19 protein-coding genes and 2 tRNA genes are annotated in these 25,539 nt (G+C 27.8%); 8 read left to right on the top strand and 13 right to left on the bottom strand.

The features are described from left to right. Positions 1-83: 83 nt before the first annotated feature. The 4 genes from DAD81_RS07005 to DAD81_RS06990 all read left to right on the top strand — a co-directional run bounded on the left by DAD81_RS07005 (position 84) and on the right by DAD81_RS06990 (position 2,636). Complete coding sequence (locus DAD81_RS07005; RefSeq protein ID WP_111707540.1) at positions 84-452, top strand: RNA-binding S4 domain-containing protein; 369 nt, start codon at positions 84-86, stop codon at positions 450-452. Then, positions 439-1,227 carry an SDR family oxidoreductase gene (locus DAD81_RS07000; protein ID WP_317047314.1) on the top strand — a complete coding sequence of 263 codons (789 nt, stop codon included), beginning with the start codon at positions 439-441 and terminating at the stop codon, positions 1,225-1,227. Before DAD81_RS07005 ends, DAD81_RS07000 begins: the two co-directional genes overlap by 14 nt. A gap of 2 nt (positions 1,228-1,229) precedes the next feature. Continuing rightward, positions 1,230-1,820, top strand: a complete 591-nt coding sequence (locus DAD81_RS06995) for a class I SAM-dependent methyltransferase (RefSeq protein WP_111707538.1) — start codon at positions 1,230-1,232, stop codon at positions 1,818-1,820. Between the two features lie 318 nt (positions 1,821-2,138). Next, positions 2,139-2,636 (top strand): phosphoribosyltransferase family protein, encoded by a 498-nt coding sequence (locus DAD81_RS06990; RefSeq protein ID WP_111707537.1) that lies wholly within the window; start codon positions 2,139-2,141, stop codon positions 2,634-2,636. On the opposite strand, the gene DAD81_RS06985 is transcribed toward DAD81_RS06990, so the two are convergent. Beyond that, entirely contained in the window at positions 2,628-3,137 is a 510-nt protein-coding gene (locus DAD81_RS06985; RefSeq protein WP_111707536.1) for a shikimate kinase, read from the bottom strand. The two genes, DAD81_RS06990 and DAD81_RS06985, sit on opposite strands and share 9 nt — an antisense overlap. 117 nt (positions 3,138-3,254) lie before the next feature. Here DAD81_RS06985 and DAD81_RS06980 point away from each other — a divergent pair. From DAD81_RS06980 to DAD81_RS06965, 4 genes are all read left to right on the top strand, one after another. Continuing rightward, positions 3,255-3,327: transfer RNA gene (locus tag DAD81_RS06980), tRNA-Lys, on the top strand. Between the two features lie 51 nt (positions 3,328-3,378). Then, positions 3,379-3,462 (top strand) — tRNA-Leu (locus tag DAD81_RS06975). A 104-nt stretch (positions 3,463-3,566) separates the two neighbouring features. Continuing rightward, entirely contained in the window at positions 3,567-4,271 is a 705-nt protein-coding gene (locus DAD81_RS06970; protein ID WP_111707535.1) for a glycoside hydrolase family 78 protein, read from the top strand. A 107-nt stretch (positions 4,272-4,378) separates the two neighbouring features. Beyond that, positions 4,379-5,203, top strand: coding sequence for a carboxypeptidase-like regulatory domain-containing protein (locus DAD81_RS06965; RefSeq protein WP_111707534.1), 825 nt, complete (start codon positions 4,379-4,381; stop codon positions 5,201-5,203). 46 nt (positions 5,204-5,249) lie between these two features. On the opposite strand, the gene DAD81_RS06960 is transcribed toward DAD81_RS06965, so the two are convergent. From DAD81_RS06960 to DAD81_RS06905, 12 genes are all read right to left on the bottom strand, one after another. After that, positions 5,250-6,077, bottom strand: a complete 828-nt coding sequence (locus tag DAD81_RS06960; protein ID WP_111707533.1) for a prohibitin family protein — start codon at positions 6,075-6,077, stop codon at positions 5,250-5,252. Positions 6,078-6,166: 89 nt separating this feature from the next. Then, positions 6,167-7,312 carry an efflux RND transporter periplasmic adaptor subunit gene (locus DAD81_RS06955; protein ID WP_111707532.1) on the bottom strand — a complete coding sequence of 382 codons (1,146 nt, stop codon included), beginning with the start codon at positions 7,310-7,312 and terminating at the stop codon, positions 6,167-6,169. Positions 7,313-7,314: 2 nt separating this feature from the next. Beyond that, the gene (locus DAD81_RS06950; RefSeq protein WP_111707531.1) at positions 7,315-11,643 is read right to left on the bottom strand and encodes a CusA/CzcA family heavy metal efflux RND transporter; all 4,329 of its coding nucleotides are present in this window, start codon (positions 11,641-11,643) and stop codon (positions 7,315-7,317) included. Between the two features lie 72 nt (positions 11,644-11,715). Then, positions 11,716-12,105 carry a hypothetical protein gene (locus DAD81_RS06945; RefSeq protein WP_111707530.1) on the bottom strand — a complete coding sequence of 130 codons (390 nt, stop codon included), beginning with the start codon at positions 12,103-12,105 and terminating at the stop codon, positions 11,716-11,718. A gap of 223 nt (positions 12,106-12,328) precedes the next feature. Beyond that, positions 12,329-13,549 carry an efflux RND transporter periplasmic adaptor subunit gene (locus DAD81_RS06940; RefSeq protein WP_111707529.1) on the bottom strand — a complete coding sequence of 407 codons (1,221 nt, stop codon included), beginning with the start codon at positions 13,547-13,549 and terminating at the stop codon, positions 12,329-12,331. Beyond that, positions 13,539-17,894: a CusA/CzcA family heavy metal efflux RND transporter gene (locus DAD81_RS06935; RefSeq protein ID WP_111707528.1), complete on the bottom strand. Its 4,356-nt coding sequence runs from the start codon at positions 17,892-17,894 to the stop codon at positions 13,539-13,541. The genes DAD81_RS06940 and DAD81_RS06935 overlap by 11 nt, the downstream gene beginning before the upstream one ends. 62 nt (positions 17,895-17,956) lie before the next feature. Continuing rightward, entirely contained in the window at positions 17,957-18,361 is a 405-nt protein-coding gene (locus tag DAD81_RS06930) for a hypothetical protein (RefSeq protein ID WP_157961094.1), read from the bottom strand. Positions 18,362-18,422: 61 nt separating this feature from the next. After that, the gene (locus tag DAD81_RS06925; protein ID WP_111707526.1) at positions 18,423-20,441 is read right to left on the bottom strand and encodes a VWA domain-containing protein; all 2,019 of its coding nucleotides are present in this window, start codon (positions 20,439-20,441) and stop codon (positions 18,423-18,425) included. A gap of 54 nt (positions 20,442-20,495) precedes the next feature. Continuing rightward, the gene (fabG, locus tag DAD81_RS06920) at positions 20,496-21,242 is read right to left on the bottom strand and encodes a 3-oxoacyl-[acyl-carrier-protein] reductase (RefSeq protein WP_111707525.1); all 747 of its coding nucleotides are present in this window, start codon (positions 21,240-21,242) and stop codon (positions 20,496-20,498) included. Between the two features lie 127 nt (positions 21,243-21,369). Then, positions 21,370-22,245 (bottom strand): anti-sigma factor, encoded by an 876-nt coding sequence (locus DAD81_RS06915; RefSeq protein ID WP_111707524.1) that lies wholly within the window; start codon positions 22,243-22,245, stop codon positions 21,370-21,372. Between the two features lie 70 nt (positions 22,246-22,315). Further along, positions 22,316-22,987 carry a Crp/Fnr family transcriptional regulator gene (locus tag DAD81_RS06910; protein WP_111707523.1) on the bottom strand — a complete coding sequence of 224 codons (672 nt, stop codon included), beginning with the start codon at positions 22,985-22,987 and terminating at the stop codon, positions 22,316-22,318. A gap of 104 nt (positions 22,988-23,091) precedes the next feature. Further along, positions 23,092-25,488 carry a glycoside hydrolase family 31 protein gene (locus DAD81_RS06905; protein WP_111707522.1) on the bottom strand — a complete coding sequence of 799 codons (2,397 nt, stop codon included), beginning with the start codon at positions 25,486-25,488 and terminating at the stop codon, positions 23,092-23,094. Positions 25,489-25,539 lie beyond the last annotated feature (51 nt).

The following is a 25,539-nucleotide window of genomic DNA, read 5'->3' as shown; positions in this document are numbered from 1 at the left end:
ATTAATTTTAAGTGCGCAAGATACTATTTTCATACCTTTGGAAAAAGAATAAATATAAATTTTAACTTTATTATAGCAATTAAATGAGAATAGATAAATATTTATGGTGTATACGCTTTTTTAAAACGCGAAGTATAGCTACTGAGGCTTGCAAAAAGGGACATGTTAAAATAAATAACGCTAGTATTAAACCTTCAAAATTAATTTTTAATAAAGAAACGATTACCATTCGTAAAAATCAAATAAATTATAAGATTGAAGTTCTAGATATTCCAGCAAATAGGGTTGGTGCAAAATTAGTTGATTTATATAGAAAAGATATTACACCTGCAGAAGAGTTTGAAAAGTTTGATTTACTAAAATATTCAAAGGATTATTATAGAAAGAAAGGTACAGGAAGACCAACAAAAAAAGATAGACGAGATATAGAAGGATACAATGATGAAGATTAATTTAACAGGAAAAAAGGCATTAGTTGGAGCAAGTACTTCTGGACTTGGTAAAGCTATTGCGATTCAATTAGCTAGTTGTGGTGCTTCAATTACAATAATGGCAAGAAACGAAACAAAACTGAAAACTGTAATCCAAGAATTAGATACTTCATTTAACCAAAATCATAATTATATAGTTGTAGATTTTTATGATTACAGAGATTATGAATCAGTCATTTCAAAGTATTTTCAATCTAATTCTGTAGATATATTAGTTAATAATACTAATGGTCCTGAAGCTGGAACTGTGTTTGAAAAAACATCGGAAGATTATCAAATAGCATTTGATTTGTTATTTAAAACAACTCAATTTACTACTTCTTTGGCCTTAAAAAGTATGCAAGAAAATAATTTTGGAAGAATTATTAATGCAACTTCAATGAGTGTAAAAGAACCTATTAATCACCTAGTTTTGTCAAATTCAATTAGAGCTGCCGTAACAACATGGGCTAAAACTTTGGCTAGCAGTATTGCAATTAGTGGAATAACTGTAAATAATATTTTAACCGGTATTTTTGATACTGAAAGAATAAAAGAATTAAACCATAAAAAAGCAAAAGAACTGGGTGTTGATGTAAATGCTATTTTAGATGAATTACAAAATTCAATTCCAATGAAAAGAATTGGAAAACCTGAAGAGTTTGCTTATTTGGTTGCTTTTTTAGCTTCAGAATATGCTTCTTATATAACAGGAACAAATATTGCTATTGATGGTGGATTAATTAAATCATTATAAATATGAATAACAAATTTGATAAAGCATATTGGTCAAAAAAATATGAACATCAAAAAACGGGTTGGGATATTGGATATATCTCCACTCCTATTAAAAATTATTTTGATCAACTTACAAATAAAGATTTAAAAATTTTAATTCCTGGAGGAGGAAATAGTTATGAAGCTGAATATTTACACGAAAACGGTTTTAAAAATGTTCGGGTAATTGATATTGCCAATCAACCACTAATAAATTTAAAAAAACGCTTTCCAGATTTTCCAAAGAAAGATTTAATTAACGATGATTTTTTTAATCATACAGGTAAATATGATCTTATAATAGAACAAACATTTTTTTGTGCTTTAGATCCTGCTTTAAGAAAACAGTATATCAATCATATGGCTAGTTTATTAAATGAAAATGGAAAATTATCTGGATTGTTATTCGATTTTAAATTAACAAATGAGGGGCCTCCTTTTGGTGGGAGTATTTTAGAATACACACAATTATTTAATTCCAAATTTGAAATTAAAATACTTGAAAGGTGTTATAATTCAATAAAACCTAGACAAGGAAGAGAATTGTTTTTTATTAATTCAAAAAAACATTAAAAAACTCAAACCCCTAAATACCTATTGTTTAAATCAACCTTCAACCATATATTCTGGAATATATATATTTAAATGAGAGAATAAAATATACCATATCTCCTTAATTTATTAGGTGATAAATTACATCCCTCCCTACTCCAAAACGTTATAGTAATGAAATTCAACCACTTAAAAAAAAACTTTATATTTAATAAATCAAAAAGCATTTACTTTTATTAATTATTCAATTCAGCCAACTGGTCTAAAATAAGCTAGTATATAATATCTTTATTATACTAGATATTAAATTTAATTTTATCTTTGAGAAAAAAAAGAATAATGGGAAGTTCAATTATTTTAACAAACGAGCAAATACAAAATAAAACTCGAAGAATTGCGTATCAAATATATGAAACAAATTCAAACGAAAAAGAAATTGTTATAGCTGGTATTAATGGTAACGGATATATTTTTGCTGAAAAAATTGTAAAAATATTAAAAAAGATTTCAGACATTGAAATTATATTATGCGAAGTTATTATTGACAAGAAAAACCCATTAAATACAGTCTCAACCAGTATTGAAACTAGTAAATACATAAATAAGCCTTTGGTTCTAGTTGATGATGTTTTAAGCTCCGGAACTACATTAATGTATGGTATAAAACATTTTTTAGAGGTTCCTTTAAAGAAATTTAAAACGGCTGTATTAATTAATAGAAATCATAAAAAATACCCTGTAAAAGCAGATTTTAAAGGAATTTCTTTATCCACTTCAATGCGAGAACATATTAATGTAGTGTTTGAAGATAAAAACTCTTTCGCTATTTTAGAGTAAAGATTCTAACTCATTTACTATTTCAATAAGTGATTTATCATTTACTGAAACTGTTTCAGCTGCTTTATTATAAAAAGCAGACCTCTCGAATAAATGCTTTCCAATGTACTCCTGTAAATTGTCAATTCCAATAGTTGAAACTAAAGGTCTTTGAGAAGTTTCAGTTTTTATTCTATTAAAAATTGTATTTATTGATGCGCTTAAATAAAACGATTTTGAATTTGAGGTAATAATTTCCATATTATTTCCATAACAAGGAGTTCCTCCTCCTAAAGAAATTACATAATTTGAGTCTAAATTAATCAATTCTTGTAAATATTCACTTTCTTTTCTTCTAAAATATATTTCTCCTTTAAAATTAAAAATATTTTTTATTGAGAGGTTTTCTTTTTCTTCAATGTAATTATCTAAGTCAATAAATTGTATTTTCAACCTCTCTGCCAGCATTTTACCTACTGCAGATTTACCTGAAGCCATATATCCTAATAGTACAATTTTCATAAATTTTTAGTGTTAAATTACATTAATGCAAATATCGTTTAAAAAAGTTCATAAAAAAACTTGCACAATAAACAATTGGTAGTATATTTGCACTCGCATTTACGCACAACAAATTAAGACCTGGTAGCTCAGTTGGTAGAGCACCTCCCTTTTAAGGAGGTGGTCCTGGGTTCGAGCCCCAGCCAGGTCACAAAAAAAAGTTAAGTTTTTACTTAACTTTTTTTTTACCCTAAATTTAAATGCACATGTGGCGGAATTGGTAGACGCGCCAGCTTGAGGGGCTGGTGAACAATAGTTCGTGTAGGTTCGAATCCTATTATGTGCACTAACTCTCTTTTTATCTCTACAAATTATTAATACTTTCCTTTGATAGATTTTTAAAAAGATGTATTTTTGAAACTTATACAATTTCCAAATTTATAATAGATAATGAAAAAAATAATATTTTCAGTAATTGCTTTAGGATCGTTATTATGGTCTTGTGGTGGTTCAGGAGAAGATAAACCAGATCCAGACCCAACACCTGTAAATAAGGCTCCTTCTACTCCTAGTTTAGTTTATCCTTCTAATAATTTAAAATGTATTGAGAATTCAATTGATTTTAAATGGAATGCTTCTAATGATCCGGATAATGATAATATAACTTATCAAGTTCAAATTTCAAAAAACAATGACTTTACTAATATTGTAGAATCTATAAGTAATACTAGTACAAATAGAACAATTTCATTAGATAAAGGTGTTGCTTATTATTGGAGAGTTAATGCTAAAGATAGTAAAAATAATTCTAGCGATTATTCTTCAGCTAATTCATTTTATACTGAAGGTATAGGTGTATCAAATTATATTCCTTTTTCACCTTCTATTATATCACCAACTATTAGTGCTGTTGTATCTAGTACAACTGCAAGTTTAGAATGGGACGCTTCTGATGTTGATAATGATCCTTTAACTTACGATGTATATTTTGGAACTGATAATCCTCCTGCAACAATAAAATCTGCAGATCAAACTGGAAAATCATATACTACAGAAAATTTAACTTCGTCAAAAGATTACTACTGGAAAGTTGTAGTTAAAGACGGAAAAGGCGGAGAAGCAATTGGTCAAGTTTGGAATTTTAAAACTGATTAATTTATTTTTTAAAATTATTAATAAAGCTGTCTTTTAATTTCTAAAGACAGCTTTATTTTTTTTATATCTTTAACTAAAGAATTAATCTTTAATTAGTATAATTGCATATGGAAAAACGAATATCATATCTACTTCTATTTTTTATTACTACAATTGCTTTTTCACAAGAACCAGTTTTAAAAGATTCAATAATTAACAATTCTCTATCAGTTTCCTTAAAAGGGCAAATTGTAGATCATTCAGATAAAAAACCTTTAATAGGAGCCCATCTATTTAATTTAAATTCAGTATTTGGAACTATTACAAATGAAACTGGAAATTTTGAAATTGCAACAGCAGTAAATGACACTATTTATATTTCATATTTGGGTCATCAATCCATTAAATTAAAAATAACAAACGATTTACTTAAAGGAAATGAGCTTGTTATTGAGTTATATGAAAAAACCGAAAAAATTAAAGAAGTTGTTTTAAAATCTCATAAACTAATAGGAGTTTTAGAAATTGATGCTAAAAATGTACCTAAAGATAAATATTCTCGTATTCACATAAATGGTTTACCTCAAACATATGAAGTTGGAGTTAGACAAAGAAGAGAATTTAATTCTCCTGTAGATGCTTTATTTAGACCTATAGATTTTGTGTACAATATGTTTGGTAAAAAACCTAAACAGCTTAAAAAGCTAAAGAAAATGCGTGATAACGATCAATTACGCCAACTTTTAGAAGAAAAATTTAATAGAGAGTTAATGATGGAGTATTTAGAAATGGATGCCAATGAATTAAATGAACTTCTAAACGAATGTAATTACTCTGATTATTTTATTAAACAGGCAAGTGATTTACAATTAATTGAAGCCGTACTGCTCTGTTATGAAAACTATAAAGCAATAAAAAAAGGAAGTACAATTAAAGAAAATATTAAGGAATAAAAAAAGGCAACCAAATGGTTGCCTTTTTTTTTATATATTTTAATTACTATTGATTACCTAAAATAATTGGCATTCCGCTTTTTCCACTACCAATAACAATAACTTTACTGTTAGGAGATTCTGACAATTTAATTGTTGCTTCAATACCTTTATCCTGTAAAATTTTATCTGTTAATGATGCACTTAATATTCTATTTGCATCAGCTTTACCTTGTGCTTCAATAATTTGCTTTTCAGCTTCTTTAGCAGCTGTAACTAATCTAAATTCATATTCTAAAGATTCTTGTTCTTGCTTTAATTTTCGCTCAATAGCATCTTTAATTGTTGATGGCAAAGTTACATCTCTAACTAAAACTTCATTCAGTTCAATATATTGACCATCTAATATCTTTTTAGCTTCATCATAAATTTCACTTTGAATAACATCTCTTTTACTTGCATATAATTGCTCAGGAGTATAACGTCCAACAACACTACGAGCTGCTGATCTAAGGGTAGGTTGAATTACTCTTTCTAAATAATTTTTTCCTTTTTCTTGATGTAATTTACCTAAATCTGCAGGTCTTGGCATATACCAAGATGATGTTTCTAATATAATATCTAATCCATTTGATGAAAGTACTTTCATTTTTTCAAACAGTTCTTGTTGACGTACTTCATAAACAACAACATCGTTCCATGGTGCCACAATATGAAATCCTTCACCTAATGGTGGTTGATCAGTTACTACCCCTCCATCAAAACGTTTCCATAAAACACCTGCTTCACCGGCATCTATATTAACTGCTGATTTTGATATAAAAATTACTGCTAAAATACCTATAAGTATTAAAGGCATTAAAGTTTTTGGTAATTGTAATTGTCCGTTGCTCATTTCTATTTAGTTTAAATTTGATTTACAAAAATACAAAACAGAATTTTATTAATTCTGTTTTATATTTATATTTAGTTACTGTTCCCTACTTAACCTTCTTCTAAAGGAATAAATGCTCCTTTTGTTAATATTTGCTTGTTATTTAACAAATTATAATTATCAATAACCTCCAACCAATTTTCATTTTTTGCACCAACATTAATAGGTGTTTTATCAAAATTAAAATAAAATTCATCTTTAGAATTTAATACTAACACAAAATAATTTCCATTTTCTTCTAATACGGCATCTATTGGAAGTGCATTTTTTTTAATTGAATTTATTACAATCTCAGCTTCAACAAACATACCAACAATAAAAGATTTATTTTCGTTTTCTAAATGACCATGAACCCTTATTGTTCTGTTTTGCTCATCAATTGATTTCCCTATTAAATGTACTTCAGCTTTATATTTTTTTAATGAATTTTCTGGTGTTTGAAAATAAATATCTTGACCTTCTTTTACATTTAATACATCTTTTTCAAAGACTACCAATTCTAAATGTTTATGATCATCATCAATTATTTCAAGTAAAACATCTGATGTAGCCATAAATTTCCCAACACTCGTATTAACCTTTGTAATACTTCCCGAAATAGGCGAAAATATGGGCATTATAGAAGAAATTTTACTAGACCTAACGTTTGAAGGATTTATATTCATTAATAATAATTTTTGTTCTAAACCATTATAAACAGCTCTAGCACTTTTATAACCACTTTCTGCTTTTAGAAAGTTCTTTTTAGAACTTATATTTTCTTCATAAAGTGTTTTCTGACGATCATACTCGCTTTCTAAAAAATTCAACTGCTCAAACACTTCCAAATACTGTTGTTGAATTTCAATAAAATCTGGATTTTCAATAGTTAATAATAATTGTCCTTTTTTCACTTTATTTCCAACCAACAAATTTGATTTTTTAATAAAACCTCCCATAACAGCACTAACACTGGCTTTATTAGCCGGAGGAACGTCTATAAAACCATTAGTTTTTATAGATTTATTAAAATTTTGTTCAGATAAATTCCCCAATTCCATTTTTGAATTTGTGAATTGAGCTTTTGAAATTTTAACTATATTGTTATTTGTTTCTTCAGTCTTAACTTCGGCTTGTTTAGTGCTCGAAGAATTACAAGAAACTAATAAAACACTGATAATTAATAATTTTATGATGACTAAAATATATTTTTTCATTTCTATAAGTTTAAAAAATTAATTTCTAACGCAATTTTGTTGTATACGTTAACTTGATTCAAATAGTCAATTTTTATTTGCAGTCCAGTTTCGAGACTCTGTATATATTGAAAAAAATCAATCTCTCCATTTTTATAGCTCGAGTTTGCAGTTTTTAATATTTCTGTAGCTAATCGCTCGCCACTTTCAGAATAATAATTTAATTGTAATTGACTTTTATTAAGTTCTTCCAATAACGTTTTAAATTTAGTATTAAGTTTTAACGAAGTATCAAAAGTTAACTCATTGGCTATATCTTCTTCAATTTTTGAAGCAGAAATTGTTGAAGATTTCCCCATAAAGAATATTGGAATTGCTATTCCTGCTTGAAAGCTGTTTACACTTATATTCGCTATTTTATCTTTGCTATTAAAATAATTAAATTGTAAATCTGGCAATAAACTTTGTATTTCAATTCCTTTATTAACAGTAACTAAAGCTTTATTTTCTGTATAATATTGTTGTATTAAATGATTATCAAGATCAATAGCTTCAACTTTAATAGTTCTTAAATCTGTTTCCGAAATATTCACTTCCTCTTCAGATTGCAATAAAAAATTTAGCTTTTCAACCGCTATTATTTTATCTCTTTTAAGTTGATTTAATTGCATTTCGTACTGCTTATACTTAGATTGTGACGTAATCATTTCTAAATAGTTGGATTCTCCTAATTCAAATTTTCTTTTTGCTGCCTTAGAAAAATTAGTATATAAACTATCTATGTACTTAAAATGTTCTAATTTTTTATTTAAAAATATAACTTCATAATAAGCTTTAGATACATTTTTAATCAATTCGTTTTTTGATATTTCATAATTTAACTCCGCTAAATTTTTATTTATTTTTGTAGCCTTCTTTTTCGTAAAATACACGGTTGGAAATGCAATTTTTTGCTCAACTCCAAAAGTTCCAAATGGCTTGCCATCTGTACCTAAATTAGTTCTGTCTTTGGCGTAATAAAAATTTGTTTTATCAATATCAAAAGCACTATTTATTAGTTTAGAACTTTTTTCAAATCTTAACTTATCAATATTTAATTCTTTATTATTATCAATTGCTATAGAAATAGCATCCTTTAAAGAGATATTTTTCTTTTGAGAAAATCCAAAATTAGGTACAAGTAATAATAAAACAATTACAATAATTTTTGATTTATTCTTTCTTTTCATATTAAATTTTTTACTTTCAAAAATTGCATATAAAACTGGTAAAACTACTAATGTTAAAACGGTTGCAGTAACTAAACCACCTATAACAACAGTTGCTAATGGTCTTTGTACTTCAGCTCCGGCATTGGTAGAAATTGCCATTGGTAAAAATCCTAATGCAGCAGCTGCAGCAGTTAATATTACAGGTCGTAAACGTTCTTTTGTACCTTTTAAAATTCGTTCATTTACATTATTAATTCCTTGTTCTTTTAACGATTTTAAGTGCTCTATAAGTACAATTCCGTTTAATACAGCAATACCAAATAATGCTATAAAACCAACTCCTGCCGAAATACTAAAAGGCAAGCCTCTTAATCCTAAAAATAATACGCCACCCACTGCTGACAATGGAATAGCCGAAAAAATCATAAATGCATCTTTTATAGAATTAAATGCAAAATGGAGCATAATAAATATTAATAATAATGCTATAGGAACTGCTATTTTTAAACGTGCCTTTGCACTATTTAAATTTTCAAATTGTCCACCATAAGAAACGGAATACCCAACTGGTAAATTAACAGAACTTTCAATAATTTTTTGAACATCCTGTACAACAGATTCCATATCTCTATTTCTAACGTTTACACCAATAACAATTCTCCTTTTGGTATCATCTCTTGATATTTTTGCTGGTCCTTTAGTATATTCTATAGTTGCTAATTCGTGCAATGGAACTTTGTTTCCTGAAGGAGTATCAACATATAAATTTTTAAGATTTTCAATGTTTTTTCTATAATCAGAATGCAATCTTACTACCAAATCAAATCTACGTTCGCCTTCAAATACATTACCTAAAGTTGTACCTGCAAATGCCATAGAAACAATCTCATTTAAGGCTTTTATATTTAATCCATAGCGAGCTACTTTTTTTCTATTATAAGTAACAGTCATTTGAGGTAAACCATCAATTTTTTCAACAATAATATCTGAGGCTCCTTCAACATTTGCTATTTTATTTTTAATTTCATCCGCTTTGCTAGCCAAAATAGCCAAATCATCTCCAAATATTTTAACAGCAACATCTGCTCTAACACCAGTAATTAACTCATTAAATCGCATTTCAATAGGTTGTGTAAACTCAAAATCTATTCCTGGAATAATGGAGAGCTTTTCTTTAAACTTATCTGCCAATTCATCTTTAGAATTTGCAGAAACCCATTCGCTTTTTGGCTTTAACTTTATAATTACATCACTTTCTTCCATAGACATTGGGTCTGTTGGAACTTCAGCAGCACCAATACGAGATACAACCTGATCTACCTCTGGAAAATTGTCTAAAAGAATTTGTTCAATTTGGGTAGTAATTTCAGCTGTTTTAGTAAGTGATGTTCCGGTTTTTAATACTGGTTGAATTACAAAATCACCTTCATCTAATGTTGGTATAAATTCACCTCCCATTTTACTAAAAATAAAACTTGTAACAACTAATAGCGCTAAAGAAGCTACTATTACTATTTTTTTATGATATAAAGCCCATTTAATTACAGGTTCATAAAGTTTATAGAAGAATGACATTAAACGTTTTGAAACGTTATTTTTTGTGACTTTTTCTGGCTTTAAAAATATTGAAGAAATTACTGGAACATAAGTAAAACATAAGAACATAGCACCAATTAAAGCAAAACTAAAAGCCATAGCCATTGGTTTAAACATTTTTCCTTCTACACCACTTAAAGATAAAATTGGAATAAAAACAATTAAAATTATAAGTTGACCAAATATTGCAGAAGTCATCATTTTTGAACTACTTTCATAGGTGATTTTATCAATATTATGTTGCCTTTCACTACTTGATAAGGTAATTAAATCACTCCTTTTATCTGTAATTTTAAAGGCAATAAATTCTACAATAATAACAGCTCCATCTATTATAATACCAAAATCAATGGCACCTAAACTCATTAAATTTGCATCAATTCCAAAAATATACATCATAGATAATGTAAACAATAAGGATAATGGAATTACTGATGCTACTACTAAACCAGATCTAAAACTTCCTAATAATAAAATAACCACAAAAACTACAATAATAATTCCTAGTATTAAATTTTCAGCAACCGTAAAAGTAGTCTTACCTATTAATTCACTACGTTCTAAAAATCCATTTATAAAAACACCCTCAGGTAAAGTTTTTTGAATTTCAGCAACGCGTTGTTTTACAGCTTTAATTACTTTATTTGAATCACCATCTTTTAACATCATTACTTGCCCAAGTACCTTCTCTCCTTCTCCATTCCCAGTAATTGCACCAAAACGTGTTGCAAAACCATAATTTACTTCGGCAACATTTTTTATTAAAACTGGAACACCTTCCACATTTTTTATAACAATGTTTTCAATATCTTCCAAGGATTTTATCAAACCTTCTCCTCTAACAAAATAGCTTTCATTTGTTTTTTCAATATAACCACCACCAGCAACACTATTGTTCATTTCAATAGCATCTAGTATTTGCGAAGAAGTAATATTCATAGATTTTAACTTCTCTGGATTTATGGCAACTTCATATTGTTTTAAAAATCCACCCCAAGTATTTACTTCAACTACACCAGGAATACCAGACAATTGACGTTTCACAACCCAATCTTGAATTGTTCGTAATTCCATTGGAGAATAACGATTTTTATACCCAGGTTTTGTATCTAAAATATACTGATATATTTCACCCAAACCGGTTGTAATTGGTCCCATTTCTGGAGTACCAAAACCTTTTGGGATTTTTTCAGATGCCGTTTTTATTTTTTCTGCAATTAATTGTCTTGGTAAATAGGTTCCCATTGCATCATCAAAAACAATAGTAACAACTGATAAACCAAATTTTGAAACGGACCTAATTTCCTCAACTCCGGGTAAATTTGCCATTTCTAATTCTACAGGATAAGTTATAAATTGCTCTACATCTTGTGTAGATAAATTTCTTGAAGTGGTTATAACTTGAACCTGATTATTTGTAATATCTGGAACTGCTCCAATTGGAATTTGAGTTAAAGAATATAATCCAAAACCCACTATTGCGCCAGTTATTAATAGTATGATAAGTTTATTATCAATACTTAATTTAATAAGTTTTTGTAACATAATTTAATTAATTAGTAATGTATATTATTAAAAATCAATAAATTTGATTCCTAAAGTTATAAATAAAATAATTTAACTATGTAACCTTTGTGGTGGTTGGAAAATACTAAGTGATATAGAATTTGTTAAAGATTCTTTGTAACTAAAAATATCTTTTTTAGAAAAGAGTTCATTATTCAGTACACTTAAATTATTCGTGTAAAAGATATATGCTAATTGAAAATGAGAATCTAAATGTTGATGTTTAAATGGTAATTCTTTATGGTCCTTATGTTCTTTTTCATGATAATTTGCTTTGTCACCATAATGCATTGTAATAAAATCGCTTATACTATCTCCTTTTTCATAATGACTAACAAAATGATTTACAAGACTTGGCATTTTATTAAAATCCTCTAAATCAAAGTTAAAACTCTGAATTAAAATAGTAAATGATAATAATATAGCAGCAATTTTATACATATTGAGCAATATTACAATATTTAAAAAAAATATTATGTAAAGTTTATTACAAATGTTAATTTTTTAAATATACTAACTAAATTCAAAACGAAATATTAAAATATTTAGATTTATTTTATTGAAATTATTAATTATATGAAATAGAATTACAAAAAAACATTAATATACAATAAAGAGAAAAATCAATTAAAATATTGTCTTTTCTCTCTATTGCTATATAAAACTAGTGAGAATGTTCAGCTTCACTTTTTTTCATTTCTGAAATTAAATAATAAGCTTGATTTGTGGCAACAATTAAATTCTCAGATACTTTTTCTTTGAATTTGAAAGATGTATACCCCATACTTGTATGATTAACCAAAACTTTTACAGGTGTAAATGACCAATTTTCACCATTTTCTTCAGCCGAAAATATATAAGAATCTTCTCCATCAAGAAAAACAGCACCTTCAGGTAAAGCACGTTCATTACTTTCTGAAATTAAAATAGTTGCATTTACATACATTCCAGGTAATAAATTATTATGTTCATTTTCTATTTCAGCATGTATGTGTAACGCTTTGGGATTTTGTTCAAAAGTTTTACCAACCGAAAATATCTTAGCTGTATACTCTTTATTTTCAGAAGATTGTATTTTAAATCTCACTAGTTGATTTTCTTTTACTTTTGAAACATCTTTTTCAAAAATCATCAAATCTACATGAATATGCTCATTATTTACAATTTCAAATAATGCTGTTTGAGGTTCAACAAATTGGCCCATTTTTATGTTTACTTTTTCAATAAAACCATTAATAGGACTTATAATTGGTGCGTTTTGAATTATAGTTCCATTTTTAATAGAATTGAAATTTAATCCTAATAATTTTAGCTGACTTTCATAGCCCTTAGCTAATCCTTTTGCTGATGAATAGTTAGCTTTTGACTTTTGAAAATCTTTACCCGATACTACTTTAGCTTTATATAAAGTTTCTTGACGTTTATATTCTTGTTCTAAAAAAGCTAAATTATTATATGATTCTAAATAACTTGTTTCTAAGTTAATAATATCTGGATGACTTATATAGCCTAACACTTGCCCTTTTTTTACTTTATCTCCTTCTATTGTTTTTATTGAAACAATGTTAGCTCCAAAAACACTAGTTACAACAGCCTCATTTTGTGGTGGAACGGCCAATTCTCCATTTGCTTGAATAAATAAGCCCATATTTCTAAATCTTACAGAATCTATTTTTATTCCTAAAACATCAACTTGTTCTTTTGATAGAGTCACTTTTTCTTCATGCTCCTCATGCTCTTTACTACCTTCATGTTCATTCGATTCATAACCCATTTCTTCAATTTCATGAGAATGCTCTTTGTTATTTTCAGTTTTTAATTTGTTCTCTTTACAACCAATTAAAACGATTGCAAAACCGAGTATAATTATATTTTTAATTTTCATCTGTTTCTTTTTTTGATAAATAAAATTCTAATTGAAATTTAGTGTCAAGATAATCTTGAAAAATATTCCAACTATCAATTTCTAACTGTATAGAATCTTTCATATTTTGAATAAAAGAATTGTAATTCATTTCACCTTCTTTATAAGATAAAACAGCTCCTTCTCTTAATTCTGCTGCCAACTCTAACGCTTCTTTTTTATGATATAACCAACTAGATTCTAAATACTTATATTTTTCCAATGTTAAATTAAATGATTTCATAAAAACCGCTTCTTTCTGCTGATTTTCTTCTTTAGTAATTTCAAAATCTATTTTAGCTGCTTTTGTTTTTGCTTTTAATTTATTAAAAAATAACGGTATTGATATTCCCATTTGGTAACTATACAATCCAGATTCATTTCCTGTTTTTTGAATTCCATATTGCGCAGAAATTTTAGGCAAAAATTTTGATTTTTCAACATTAATAGCCGAATTCGCCACATTTTGTTCCCCATCTAATAAAGCTATGTATGGATGATTATTTAATTGCTTTTCATTCATTTCAACTAACTTATTTAAATTATTAGTTTCTTTAAAACTAACTTCAAAAAAATCTTCACTAAAAAACCAATTGTTTAATTCCAGTAAAGCAATTTTATAATTATTCTTAGCTTTCTCTCTTTCAAATTGAATTAATTTAGCTTGATTCTTAGTCGCATTAAATTCTAGCTTAGAAATTGCCTCCGTTTTATATCTTATATCTATTGAGTTTTGTAAACCCGAATAAACGTATTCAATATTTTTATAAGATTCATAAATTTGCTTTGTTACATAAGCCCTAATCCAAGCAGATTTAACTTTTTTAACGATCAAAATTTTATTTAATTCCTTATCTGTCTCAACCAATTTAATTTTATCATTGGCGAATTTATTTTTAGAACTTATACCAAATAAATCTATATTACTTTGCTGAATTCCAAGAACAGTGTAAACTGCTGGATCATTTCCATTCAACTCATCACCTGCAGTATATACATTTGTATCCCCAAAATCCCAGGCCGTTGATTTTAAAACACGCTCTTTTTCAACTTTGAGCTGATTTGCTTTAAGCGTTGGATGATTTTTAATTGCCAATGAAACAGCGTCTTCAATAGTGATTACATTTGTCTTTTTATCTTGAGCTTGCATCTGTCCAATTCCCATTATAAAAATTAAAGCTGTAAACATCATTTTTGAATTTGATAATTTAATCACTTTAAATTGTCTTTTTTCAATCCATTTATACAAAATTGGAATCACAAATAATGTTAATACTGTAGCTGTTAAAAGACCTCCAATAACAACGGTAGCTAATGGTCTTTGAACTTCTGCACCAGAACTAGTAGATAATGCCATTGGTAAAAACCCAAAAATATCGGTTAATGCAGTTAATAAAATAGGTCTAATTCTACGTCTTGTCCCCATTCTTATTCTATCATCAATATTCTCAACACCTTGTTCTTTTAGCTCATTAAAACCACTAATTAAAACCAAACCATTTAAAACTGCTACTCCAAATAACACAATAAATCCAACACCTGCAGAAATACTAAATGGCATATCTCGCATAACAAGAAAAATTACTCCTCCAATTGCAGCTAAAGGAATTGCCATATAAATCATTAATGTTTGTTTAAAAGATTTTAAGGCAAAAAAGATTAGTATAAATATTAAAGCAAGCGAAATAGGTATTACTAATTTTAATTTATTTGTTGCTCGTTCTAAGTTTTCAAAAGCTCCTCCATATCTTATATAATATCCAGGCGGAAAATCTATATTTACATCAATCTTTTGTTTTATTTCATTAACTAAAGATTTAATATCTCTACCTCTAACATTTATCCCAACATAGACTCTTCTATTTGTATTATCTCTACTTATTTGCATTGGGCCAGGCTTATAACTAATTTCAGCTACTTCTTTTAATGGAATTTTAGCATTATTAGGTAAAGGAATAAATAGATTTTTCACATTATCTAAATCTTTTCTTAAATCTTCTTTTAAACGAACCACTAAATCAAATCTTCTTTCACCTTCAAAAATAGTTCCTGCAATTCCTCCTGCAAATGAAGTTTCAATAAGTTTATTCAATTCGTTAATTTGCAATCCGTATTGTGCAATTTTACTTCTATTATATTTAATTGTAATTTGAGGTTGACCGTCAGTTGCTTCAACTTTCATATCTGCTACACCGTCTATATTTGCAATAATTCGTCCCATTTCTTCTGCCTTTTCAGTCAAAATATTAAGATCATCACCATACAATTTTACCGCAATATCTTCTCTTACACCTGTAATAAGTTCGTTAAAACGCATTTCAATGGGTTGGGTAAATTCAAAATTTATACCAGGCACCATAGATACTTTTGCTTTCATTTTATCAATTAATTCTTCTTTTGAAGAAGCACTAACCCATTCTGATGAAGGTTTTAAAATAACAAATACATCTGCAATATCCATAGGCATTGGATCTGTTGGAACGTCTGCAACACCAATTCTACTTATAATACTTTCAACTTCAGGAAAATTACTTTTAACAATTTTCTCAACTGCAGTGGTTGCATCAACAGTCTCAGATAATGAACTTCCAGGTTTTAACAGCACATGAAATGCAATATCTCCTTCATCTAATTGAGGAATAAACTCCCCTCCCATTTTTGAAAACAAAAATATTGCTCCAATAAATAAAATAACAGAAGAAATAATAACAGCTTTAGATCTTTTAAGAACTTTAACCAATAATTTTTCATAATTATTTTCAATCCAAAGTACTGTTTTATCTCCCCAAAATATTTTTTTTGTGTTACCCGGGTTTATAAATATTGAAGTAACCATTGGCACATATGTTAAACATAGCACCATTGCACCTAACATCGCAAAGCTAAATGTTAATGCCATTGGTATAAACATTTTTCCTTCAATTCCTTCCAACGCTAAAATTGGTAAAAAGACAATTAAGATAATAAGCTGTCCAAAAAAAGCTGTATTCATCATTTTAGATGAAGATTTAAAAGCTATTTCATTTTTCACCTTCTGAGTTAATACTGTCCCTTTTTTCAGGTTTTTTACAACCATGTAAACAGCACTTTCAACAATAATAACCGAACCATCTATAATAATTCCAAAATCTATGGCTCCTAAGCTCATTAAATTGGCCCAAACTCCAAAAATATTCATTAAAACAAAGGCAAATAATAATGAAAGTGGAATTGTAGAAGCCACAATTAATCCTCCTCTCCAATTACCTAAAAAGAATACTAAAACAAATATTACTATTAGCGCTCCTTCTGCAAGGTTGTTTTTAACCGTTGATGTAGTTTCATCAATTAATTTACTTCTATCTAAAAAAGGTTTTATAGAAACTCCTTCTGGTAATGATTTTTGAATTTCTTCAATTCTATTTTTAATATTATCAATTACCTTTTTTGAGTTAGCCCCTTTTAACATAAGTATCATCCCTCCTACAGCTTCACCTTTACCATCTTTGGTTAACGCTCCATAACGGATTGCATTTCCAAATTTTACTTCGGCAATATCTGATATTTTAATAGGGATTCCATTAATATTTTTAATTACTATGTTTTGTATATCGCTAATGCTTCTGGCTAATCCTTCACCTCTAATAAAATTTGCTTGATGGTTTTTTTCAATATAAGCACCTCCTGTATTTTGATTATTATTTCGTAAAGATTCATATACTTCATTTATAGTAATATCAATAGCTTTTAACTCATTAGGGTCTATCGCAACTTCATATTGCTTAATACCGCCACCAAAAGCATTTACTTCAACAACACCCGGTACCATTGCCATTTGACGTTTTATAATCCAGTCTTGAATGGTTCGTAATTCAGTAATACTATAAGTATTTTTAAATTTGGAGTCTACCTCTAAAGTATATTGGTAAATCTCTCCAAGTCCTGTTGAAATTGGCCCCATAAATGGCTCACCAAATCCTTCTGGGATTTTTGATTTAATCTCATCCAATTTTTCCATTACCAATTGCCGTGGCAAATAGGTATCCATTTTGTCACTAAAAACAATAGTTACTACTGATAAACCAAACCTAGAAACAGATCTAATCTCTTCCACATCAGGTAAATTTGAAACAGCAAGTTCAACAGGGTAAGTAATAAATTGTTCTATATCTTCTGTTCCTAAATTGGGTGCCTGAGTAATTATTTGAACCTGATTATTTGTAATATCTGGAACGGCATCAACTGGAACATTTTTTATACTATATACACCAGCAATTATTAACGCCAATGTAAACAATGCAATAACCATTTTGTTATTGATTGAATATTCAATAATTCTATTAATCATTAAAAAAAATTTAAGTTTAAAATTTTGTGTATACCTATTTTAGGTATTAAATATTTTAAGACTTAAACTTTAGGAGGTTGAAAAATACTATTTTCCAAATGTGAAGTATTTCTTTCTATATAAGCATAAACATCTCTTTTAGAAACAATATCTGGAATTTCTATAGTTGTGATGGTTGGAGAAAATACATAAACCAAATTCATATGAGAATTTAAACAATCATGTTGAAACGGTAAATCTCCATGTTCATCATGATTTTTGTGTTTATGATGGTGAACTAAAGAGGCTTTCTCAATAGAACTTTTATTATAATAATGTTCAAATAAAAAGTCATTAATTGTCTCTCCTTCTTCTAAATGACAAGAAATGTCTTTAACCAAATTATTTAACTTATTTATATCTTCAAAGTTTAAACCTACACTTTGAATGAATATAATTAAGGACAATATGATAGATGAAAATTTCATTTAGTAAACAAAAATACAATTTTTAAACTTGTTCTTTAATTCAAGTTATTTTTAATCTGGGTTAAATTTTTCCAAAATATTTTCTAGTAAACCATTCTAAACTTAAACTTAAGAGAATAATTCCTAAAATCCACTCCCAATCAATTAAAGGTGTTTCAATAACTTTTGATTTTTGAATACTTTTAAAACTATTGTTGCTCTGTAAATTTGAAATTAATTTATCTACATCATTTTCATAATAGATTTTCCCATTTGAATTTGCGGCCAATTTTTTTAAAGATTCATCATTTGAATTTTTAAATTGCTGTTCCACATGAAAAGATAGGACTTTAAAACTCCCTGAACTTTTACTATTTTGGTTATCTACCGTTACAGAATAAATATATTCTCCAGAAGGGATATTTGAAAATTCCGCTTTATATTGATTTTTGAAAAGAGCAAAAGGTATTTTTTTAATATAATTATTTTCTTTACTTGAAATTGTAACCCATAACTTTGTTCTGGTATCAATTTGAAAATTTTCATCCAAATAACTTGCTAAAATATCAACAGTTTCGTTTGCATAAAATAATGGATCAACAGTTACATTTAATCGTTCATTTTTTAAATTTGAAGATAAATATTGAATTAGATTTGCAATAAACCCATCAAAAATTTCGAATGTTTTATTTTCTTGAAAACTATTCATTCTCCAACGCCATATATTTTCTCCAAAAAGTACTCCCTGTTTATAGTCATTAATTTTAAAAGTAGCTAATAAGGCTTGTTCAGTAGTGATTGGTCCAATTTTTTGATACAATAATGAATTTGCTTTAACATTAAATTGAATAGGCCCAAAATTATCTTCTAAAGGAGCAAATTCAGAAAAATTAATATTTTCTAGAACAAAACTAGGATAGTTTACATTATGAACAGCATAGTATTCTTCTGTTTGTGATGTAGTATTTTTTTTATAATTATTTTGAACTTTATTTAAAAAACTCCAATCTGTACTTATACCAGTTATTACAAAATTATTTATTTTTCTGGTTGAAATTTCTTTCATTACCGTCTCAAAATCTTTTGAAGGTTGATAAAGTATAATCAATTGAAAATCTGAAATATTTCCTTTAAAATCTGAAATATTTTTAATTGAAACAGAACGCTGTTTATTACTTTCAATAGATTTTTTTAGCATTCCAAGATCTGGATGAATAATTGAAGATAATATCAAAATTTTTGATGTTTCTTCAATTACATTTATACTGAAACTCTTTTTATTATTTAATACATTTAATTCATTCTCTAAATTTTCAATCTTCGCTGTAAAAAATTGAGTTCCTTTCTCTTCTGCTGTTATGTAAAAAGATTCCGTTTTTACATTTTCATTTTTTAAAAATTCAATTGTTTTAGAAAATACCCTTTTTGATTTATTATAAACACTAAATTGTTTACTAATAGATTTGTTTCCAAAATAATTAATAAATACTTCAACAGGTAATTTATTATTAATATAACTGTATTTATTTACATTTAATTGCCCTATAGATATATCTTCAAATTTAGTTGTATCACCAATAATAATAGGATATATAGGACTTTTATAATTAATAAAATCTAAGCTATTCCCTACTGTTTGATTTCCATCTGATATTAAAATAACAGGGTTATTATTTTCTTTAAATAACTTTGAAAATTCATTAACAGGAGCCGAAATATTAGTTTGACTTTCATTAAATTTTAAGGAGTCTAGTAAATAAACACCATTCCCAAACCCATAATATTTTATTGAATATTTATTATTTAAGATTTCATTACTCTTTAGATTTTTAACAATACTTTTAGTAAAATCACCTTTAGAGTTTAGCTTAATAGATTTAGAATTATCAACAGCTACTATTAAATTAGGTTTAATAGATTCGGTAATAGTTTTTTTAAAAGAAGGATTTATAAGAAGAATTAGAATTCCAAAAATACTAATAAAACGTAAAAGAGAAAGCCAATATTTTAATTGGCTTTTCTCTTTATTCTTATATAGGTATTGAAAAAAAGCAACTCCTAATGCCACTATAATAGCTAAAAAAACGAAAATTGTTTGCATTATTTATTTACTAATTTACTTTTCTCTTTTCTTGTTAAATTATTTCATTATTAATTAGGTTAACATTCCACCATCAACACTTAATGTTTGCCCCGTAATATAAGCACTCATATCAGAAGCTAAAAATACGCAAGCATTTGCAATATCTTCTGGTGTACCACCTCTTTTTAAAGGAATTGAATTTCTCCATTCCTTAACTGTATCTTCAGGTAAAGTTGCTGTCATTTCAGTTTCAATAAAACCAGGAGCAATAACATTACATCTTATATTTCTTGATCCTAATTCAAGTGCTACTGATTTTGAAAAACCCAAAATACCAGCTTTTGAAGCTGCATAATTAGACTGACCAGCATTTCCTTTTAAACCAACAACTGAACTCATATTAATAATAGATCCTGCACGTTGTTTCATCATAGGTCTTATAACTGCTTTGGTTAAATTAAATACAGATTTTAAATTTACATTCATCACTGTATCAAAATCAGCTTCAGAAATACGCATTAATAAATTATCTTTTGTTATACCTGCATTATTAATTAAGATATCAATAGTTCCAAATTCTTTTAAAACTTCTGAAGCTAATTCTTGAGCTGCATCAAAATTTGCGGCATTAGATTGATACCCTTTAGCTTTAACTCCAAAAGACTCTAATTCTTTTTCAAGAGCAACCGCTGCTTCAACTGAAGAGCTATATGTAAAAGCAACATTAGCACCTTGCTTTGCAAAAACCTGTGCAATTCCCTTTCCTATTCCTCGTGTTGCTCCAGTAATTAAAGCTGTTTTATTCTCTAAAAGTTTCATACTTTTTTATATAATAGATTATTCATTAATTTTTAAGAATCAAATATACACATTTGATCCAAAAAAAGCTTCCAATAAGGAAGCTTTTGTAATTATATTAAATTAAAAAAAGGTAAAACCTCTTCATTTATCTGGTAAAAGTACCTGTTGGAAAATTTAAGTTTTGACCCATACTATATGTAGTGTGGTCTGTAGCGTTTGCAGGGATATCTGCTACTAAAGGTTTTAATAAAAAGGGATTTGGACTATTATCTGGAACTGGCTCAATAGAGATAACAGCTTTTCCTCCAGGTAAATTTATAGGGAAAGTTAAACCCGATGGTGCATTATTTAAAAAATCCTCACCTGGAAAAGGAGGTCCTCCCATAGTTCCGCTAAATCCATTAAAATCATCTACACCAGAAACGTTGGTAAATTTACCTGAAGTAACTGGTATTCCTCCTGTAACTACCCAACCTTCATATTGCCATCCTGCAGGAAGTATAGGTAAATTTAATCCTACTGCTGGACTACCTGAAGATAAGTCTAAAAACCAAACTCCACTATTTTCATCATTATTATCTCCATTTGTTGGAGTGGCCAAAATATAATTTCCATCAGAAGTGGAAAAATTATTTCCCAAAGCTGCTCCGTGATCAATAGTTAAATTTCCTGAATTTCCAGAAAAATCTCCCGCTAAAATATGAACATCACTTGGTCCTGGATCATCACCAACAACTTTTTCAATTGTTAATACAAAAGTTGAAGCGGCATTTAAATCATCAATATCTAAAATAAAATTTGTTTCAGAAAGTACACCATTGTCATTAACTGAAAACCTACCTGTAGTAACAGCGGAACCTTCTACAATTATCCAACCTTCATATACATAATCTGAACCAAGGTTTTCCAAACCTGAAATGTTTAATCCTAAATTTTTAGTTGTTGCTTCATCGTCATCTGAACAATTTGAAACCATTAAAGCAATACTGAACAATGCTATAAATTTTAAAATTCTTGTCATAATAATTTGTTTTTAAGTTATATTACAAAAATATCGATGTAAAGTATTTTAAAATGTTAGCTAGCTAACATTATGCAGTTTTTTTTAAAAAAAGTATTTCCTTTCCTTTAAAATCTATAATATTATCTACTTTCAACTCGTTCATTATCAGATTTAAAGTTGGTCTTGAAGTTCCTATTAAATTTGCAATGTCTTTTTGTGTGTATGGATGTTTTGCCTTTAATTTTCCTGTTTCCTCACAACAAACACCATAATCTTCACAAAGTTCATCAAGAAAATCTAATAATCTGGTTTTAGCATCTTTAAATAAAAGGATTTGTAATCTTCTCTCTAATTTTTGAATTCTAAAACTAATGAATTTATAAATTTTTAAAGTAAAATTTTGATTATCTCTCATTAAATCATGTAATGTTGAAACTCCTATTGGACAAATTGAAGTATTATTATCTAAAGATTGAGCAAACTCATTTCTTTTTTCTTCACCTAAAATAGCTTTCTCTCCAAAAAGTTCCCCTTTACATAAAATTGCTTTTACAACTTCTGCTCCTTCTTCTGTATAATAACCCAACTTAACTTTTCCTTTTTCAATTAAATAAACTTTTGTAGATGCGTCTTTTTCAAAATAAATATAATCGTTTTTTGAGTAATTAGAAAAATTATGGCAATCCTTATAATCCGAAAATTTATGTGGACATAAAATTTTAAATAAGTTTACATTTTCAAAATACCAAAGTTTTTTCATCTATTTAAGTTTAGAGTATGGTCGTAATTAAAAGAAAAACTTACAAAAAAAGCCCACTATTATTAAAATAGTAGGCTTTTATTATTTATAATAAATAGATTGTTTTAACTTTCTATATATATTTCTCTAAATTCTTTAGTTACATCAAATGTAACATTTCCATTTATTTTAGAAATATCAATTTTTTCATTATCAACCTCTATACTTTTAATTTTAAATGGTAAACCGTGAATATTAATTTTAATATTATTATAACCAGTAATATATTTACCCGATTTAAATTGTTGAATTGTTAGAGAATCTTCTTTTCCAACTTGAGTAAAGTTTCTTAAACTATATCTTCCTTTTTTATAATCAAAACCATCATGAGCATCTTCATATACTTCAGAAGTTTCTTTCCCTTCTTTAAAGTACAAATCTAATACAAGTTCATCAATTTCTTTTTCACCAACATATTGTTGAATAGGGTATTTAGGAATAATAGCTCCTTCTTTAACAAAAATAGGCATACTATCTAAATCTGCATCAACCCATACTTCTTCTCCCCCAAAAACAGTAGAATTGTCCCAGAAATTATACCATTTCCCATGAGGAATATACATTCTTCTTCCTTTTGAATTTGGTTCTATAATTGGACAAATTAAAATCTTTTCACCAAAAATAAACTCGTCATTTCTATTATGTGTATGTGGATCTTTTTGATCAAACAATACCAACGACTTTAAAATTGGAATTCCTTCATTTGTATATCTCCAAAAGGATGTATATAAATAAGGCAATAATTGATATCTAATTTCAATAAATTTTCTAACAATATCAGTTATTGTTTTACCAAATACCCAAGGTTCTTGATCACCATGATCACCAGACGAATGCACTCTACAAAATGGGTGAAAAACACCAAGTTGAATCCAACGTGCAAATAATTCACCTGTTGGTTGTTCAGCAAAACCTCCAATATCAGAACCTGCAAAAGAAAAACCAGACATACTCATTCTTTGAGCTTGTTGATTTGCTATGGCTAAATGATCCCAAGTTGCAACATTATCTCCTGTCCATGTTGAAGTATAACGTTGTGTTCCTGAATAAGCCGATCTTGTTATTACAAAAGGACGCTTTGGATAACTAAATTTCTTTAATCCATGGTAAGTTGCACGTGCCATTTGCATTCCATAAATATTGTGCGCTTTTCTATGGCTACAAGGATTCCCATCATAATCATGTCTTACATCATCTGGAAATGATTTACCTGGAACATCCATTACAGCAGGTTCATTCATATCATTCCAAACTCCATTCACGCCAATATCTTCAATCAATTCTTTAAACAAGTTAGACCACCACTCACGTACTTCAGGTTTTGTATAATCAGGAAAATAACATTCTCCCGGCCAAACTTTCCCTTTCATGTAAGGACCATCAGCTCTTTTACAGAAATAATCTTTCTCTAATCCTTCTTTAAATACATCGTAATCATTATCAATTTTAATTCCTGGATCAATAATAGCAATGGTTTTAAATCCATCATCTGCTAATTCTTTCACCATTCTTTTAGGGTCTGGAAAATATTTTTTATTCCAAGTAAAACACCTAAAACCTTCCATATAATCTATATCTAAATATATGGCGTCACAAGGGATTTTTAATTCTCTAAATTTTGTAGTTATTTCTTTAACATTAGATTCTGGATAATAACTCCATTTACATTGGTGAAAACCTAACGCCCATAAAGGTGGAATATTTTGAGGTCTACCAGTTAAATCTGTATAATTAGAAACTACCTCTGTCATTTCTGGACCATAAATAAAGTAAAAATTCATTTCACCTCCTTCAGCCCAAAAACTTGTTATATTTCTACGTTCTTGACAAAAATCGAAGAATGTTTTAAATGTATTATCAAAAAATATTCCATATGACTTACCATGATGGATAGCTGTATAAAACGGAATTGCTTTATAAATAGGATCTGTTCCTCTTGCATAAGCAAATGAATCTGTAACCCAATTTTGAAAACGTCTTCCTTTTAAATTATTATCTACAGGTTTATCACCTAAGCCATAATAGTTTTCAGCTTGTTGCGAAACAAGTGACATTTTTACAATATCTCCTCCTATTGCATAACTCTCTTCCCAATGAAAACCAATCTCATCTTCTAAAATTAAAGTATTATCTTTAACATCATAAATAGATTTTCTCATATCTAATTTAGATATATTACAAATTAATTTAGAGGTGGTTATTATATAATTGTCATCATCTTCTTCAATTTCTAAATGATTGTAACCTTTACTGGCATGCATTGTAACACCATAAGAAAAATCTTTATCAAAACGGCCTGTAGTACTATATCTAAATCGTAAAACACTGTCTCTTTCTATAGTTAACTCAAGAACAACATTATTTTCACTTTTAAAATAAAGTGTATTTACATTTTTTTGATAAAAAACTATTTTGGAGGGACGTTGATCCCCTTTATATTCTAATTCTGTACTTAAAATCATAAATCTTTCTTCTAAATTCTAAACGCAAAAATAGTGAATTTAATTATCTAA

The organism is Lutibacter citreus (genome assembly GCF_003260195.1).
Taxonomy (GTDB): domain Bacteria; phylum Bacteroidota; class Bacteroidia; order Flavobacteriales; family Flavobacteriaceae; genus Lutibacter; species Lutibacter citreus.
This window is presented reverse-complemented; position numbering and strand designations above follow the sequence as displayed.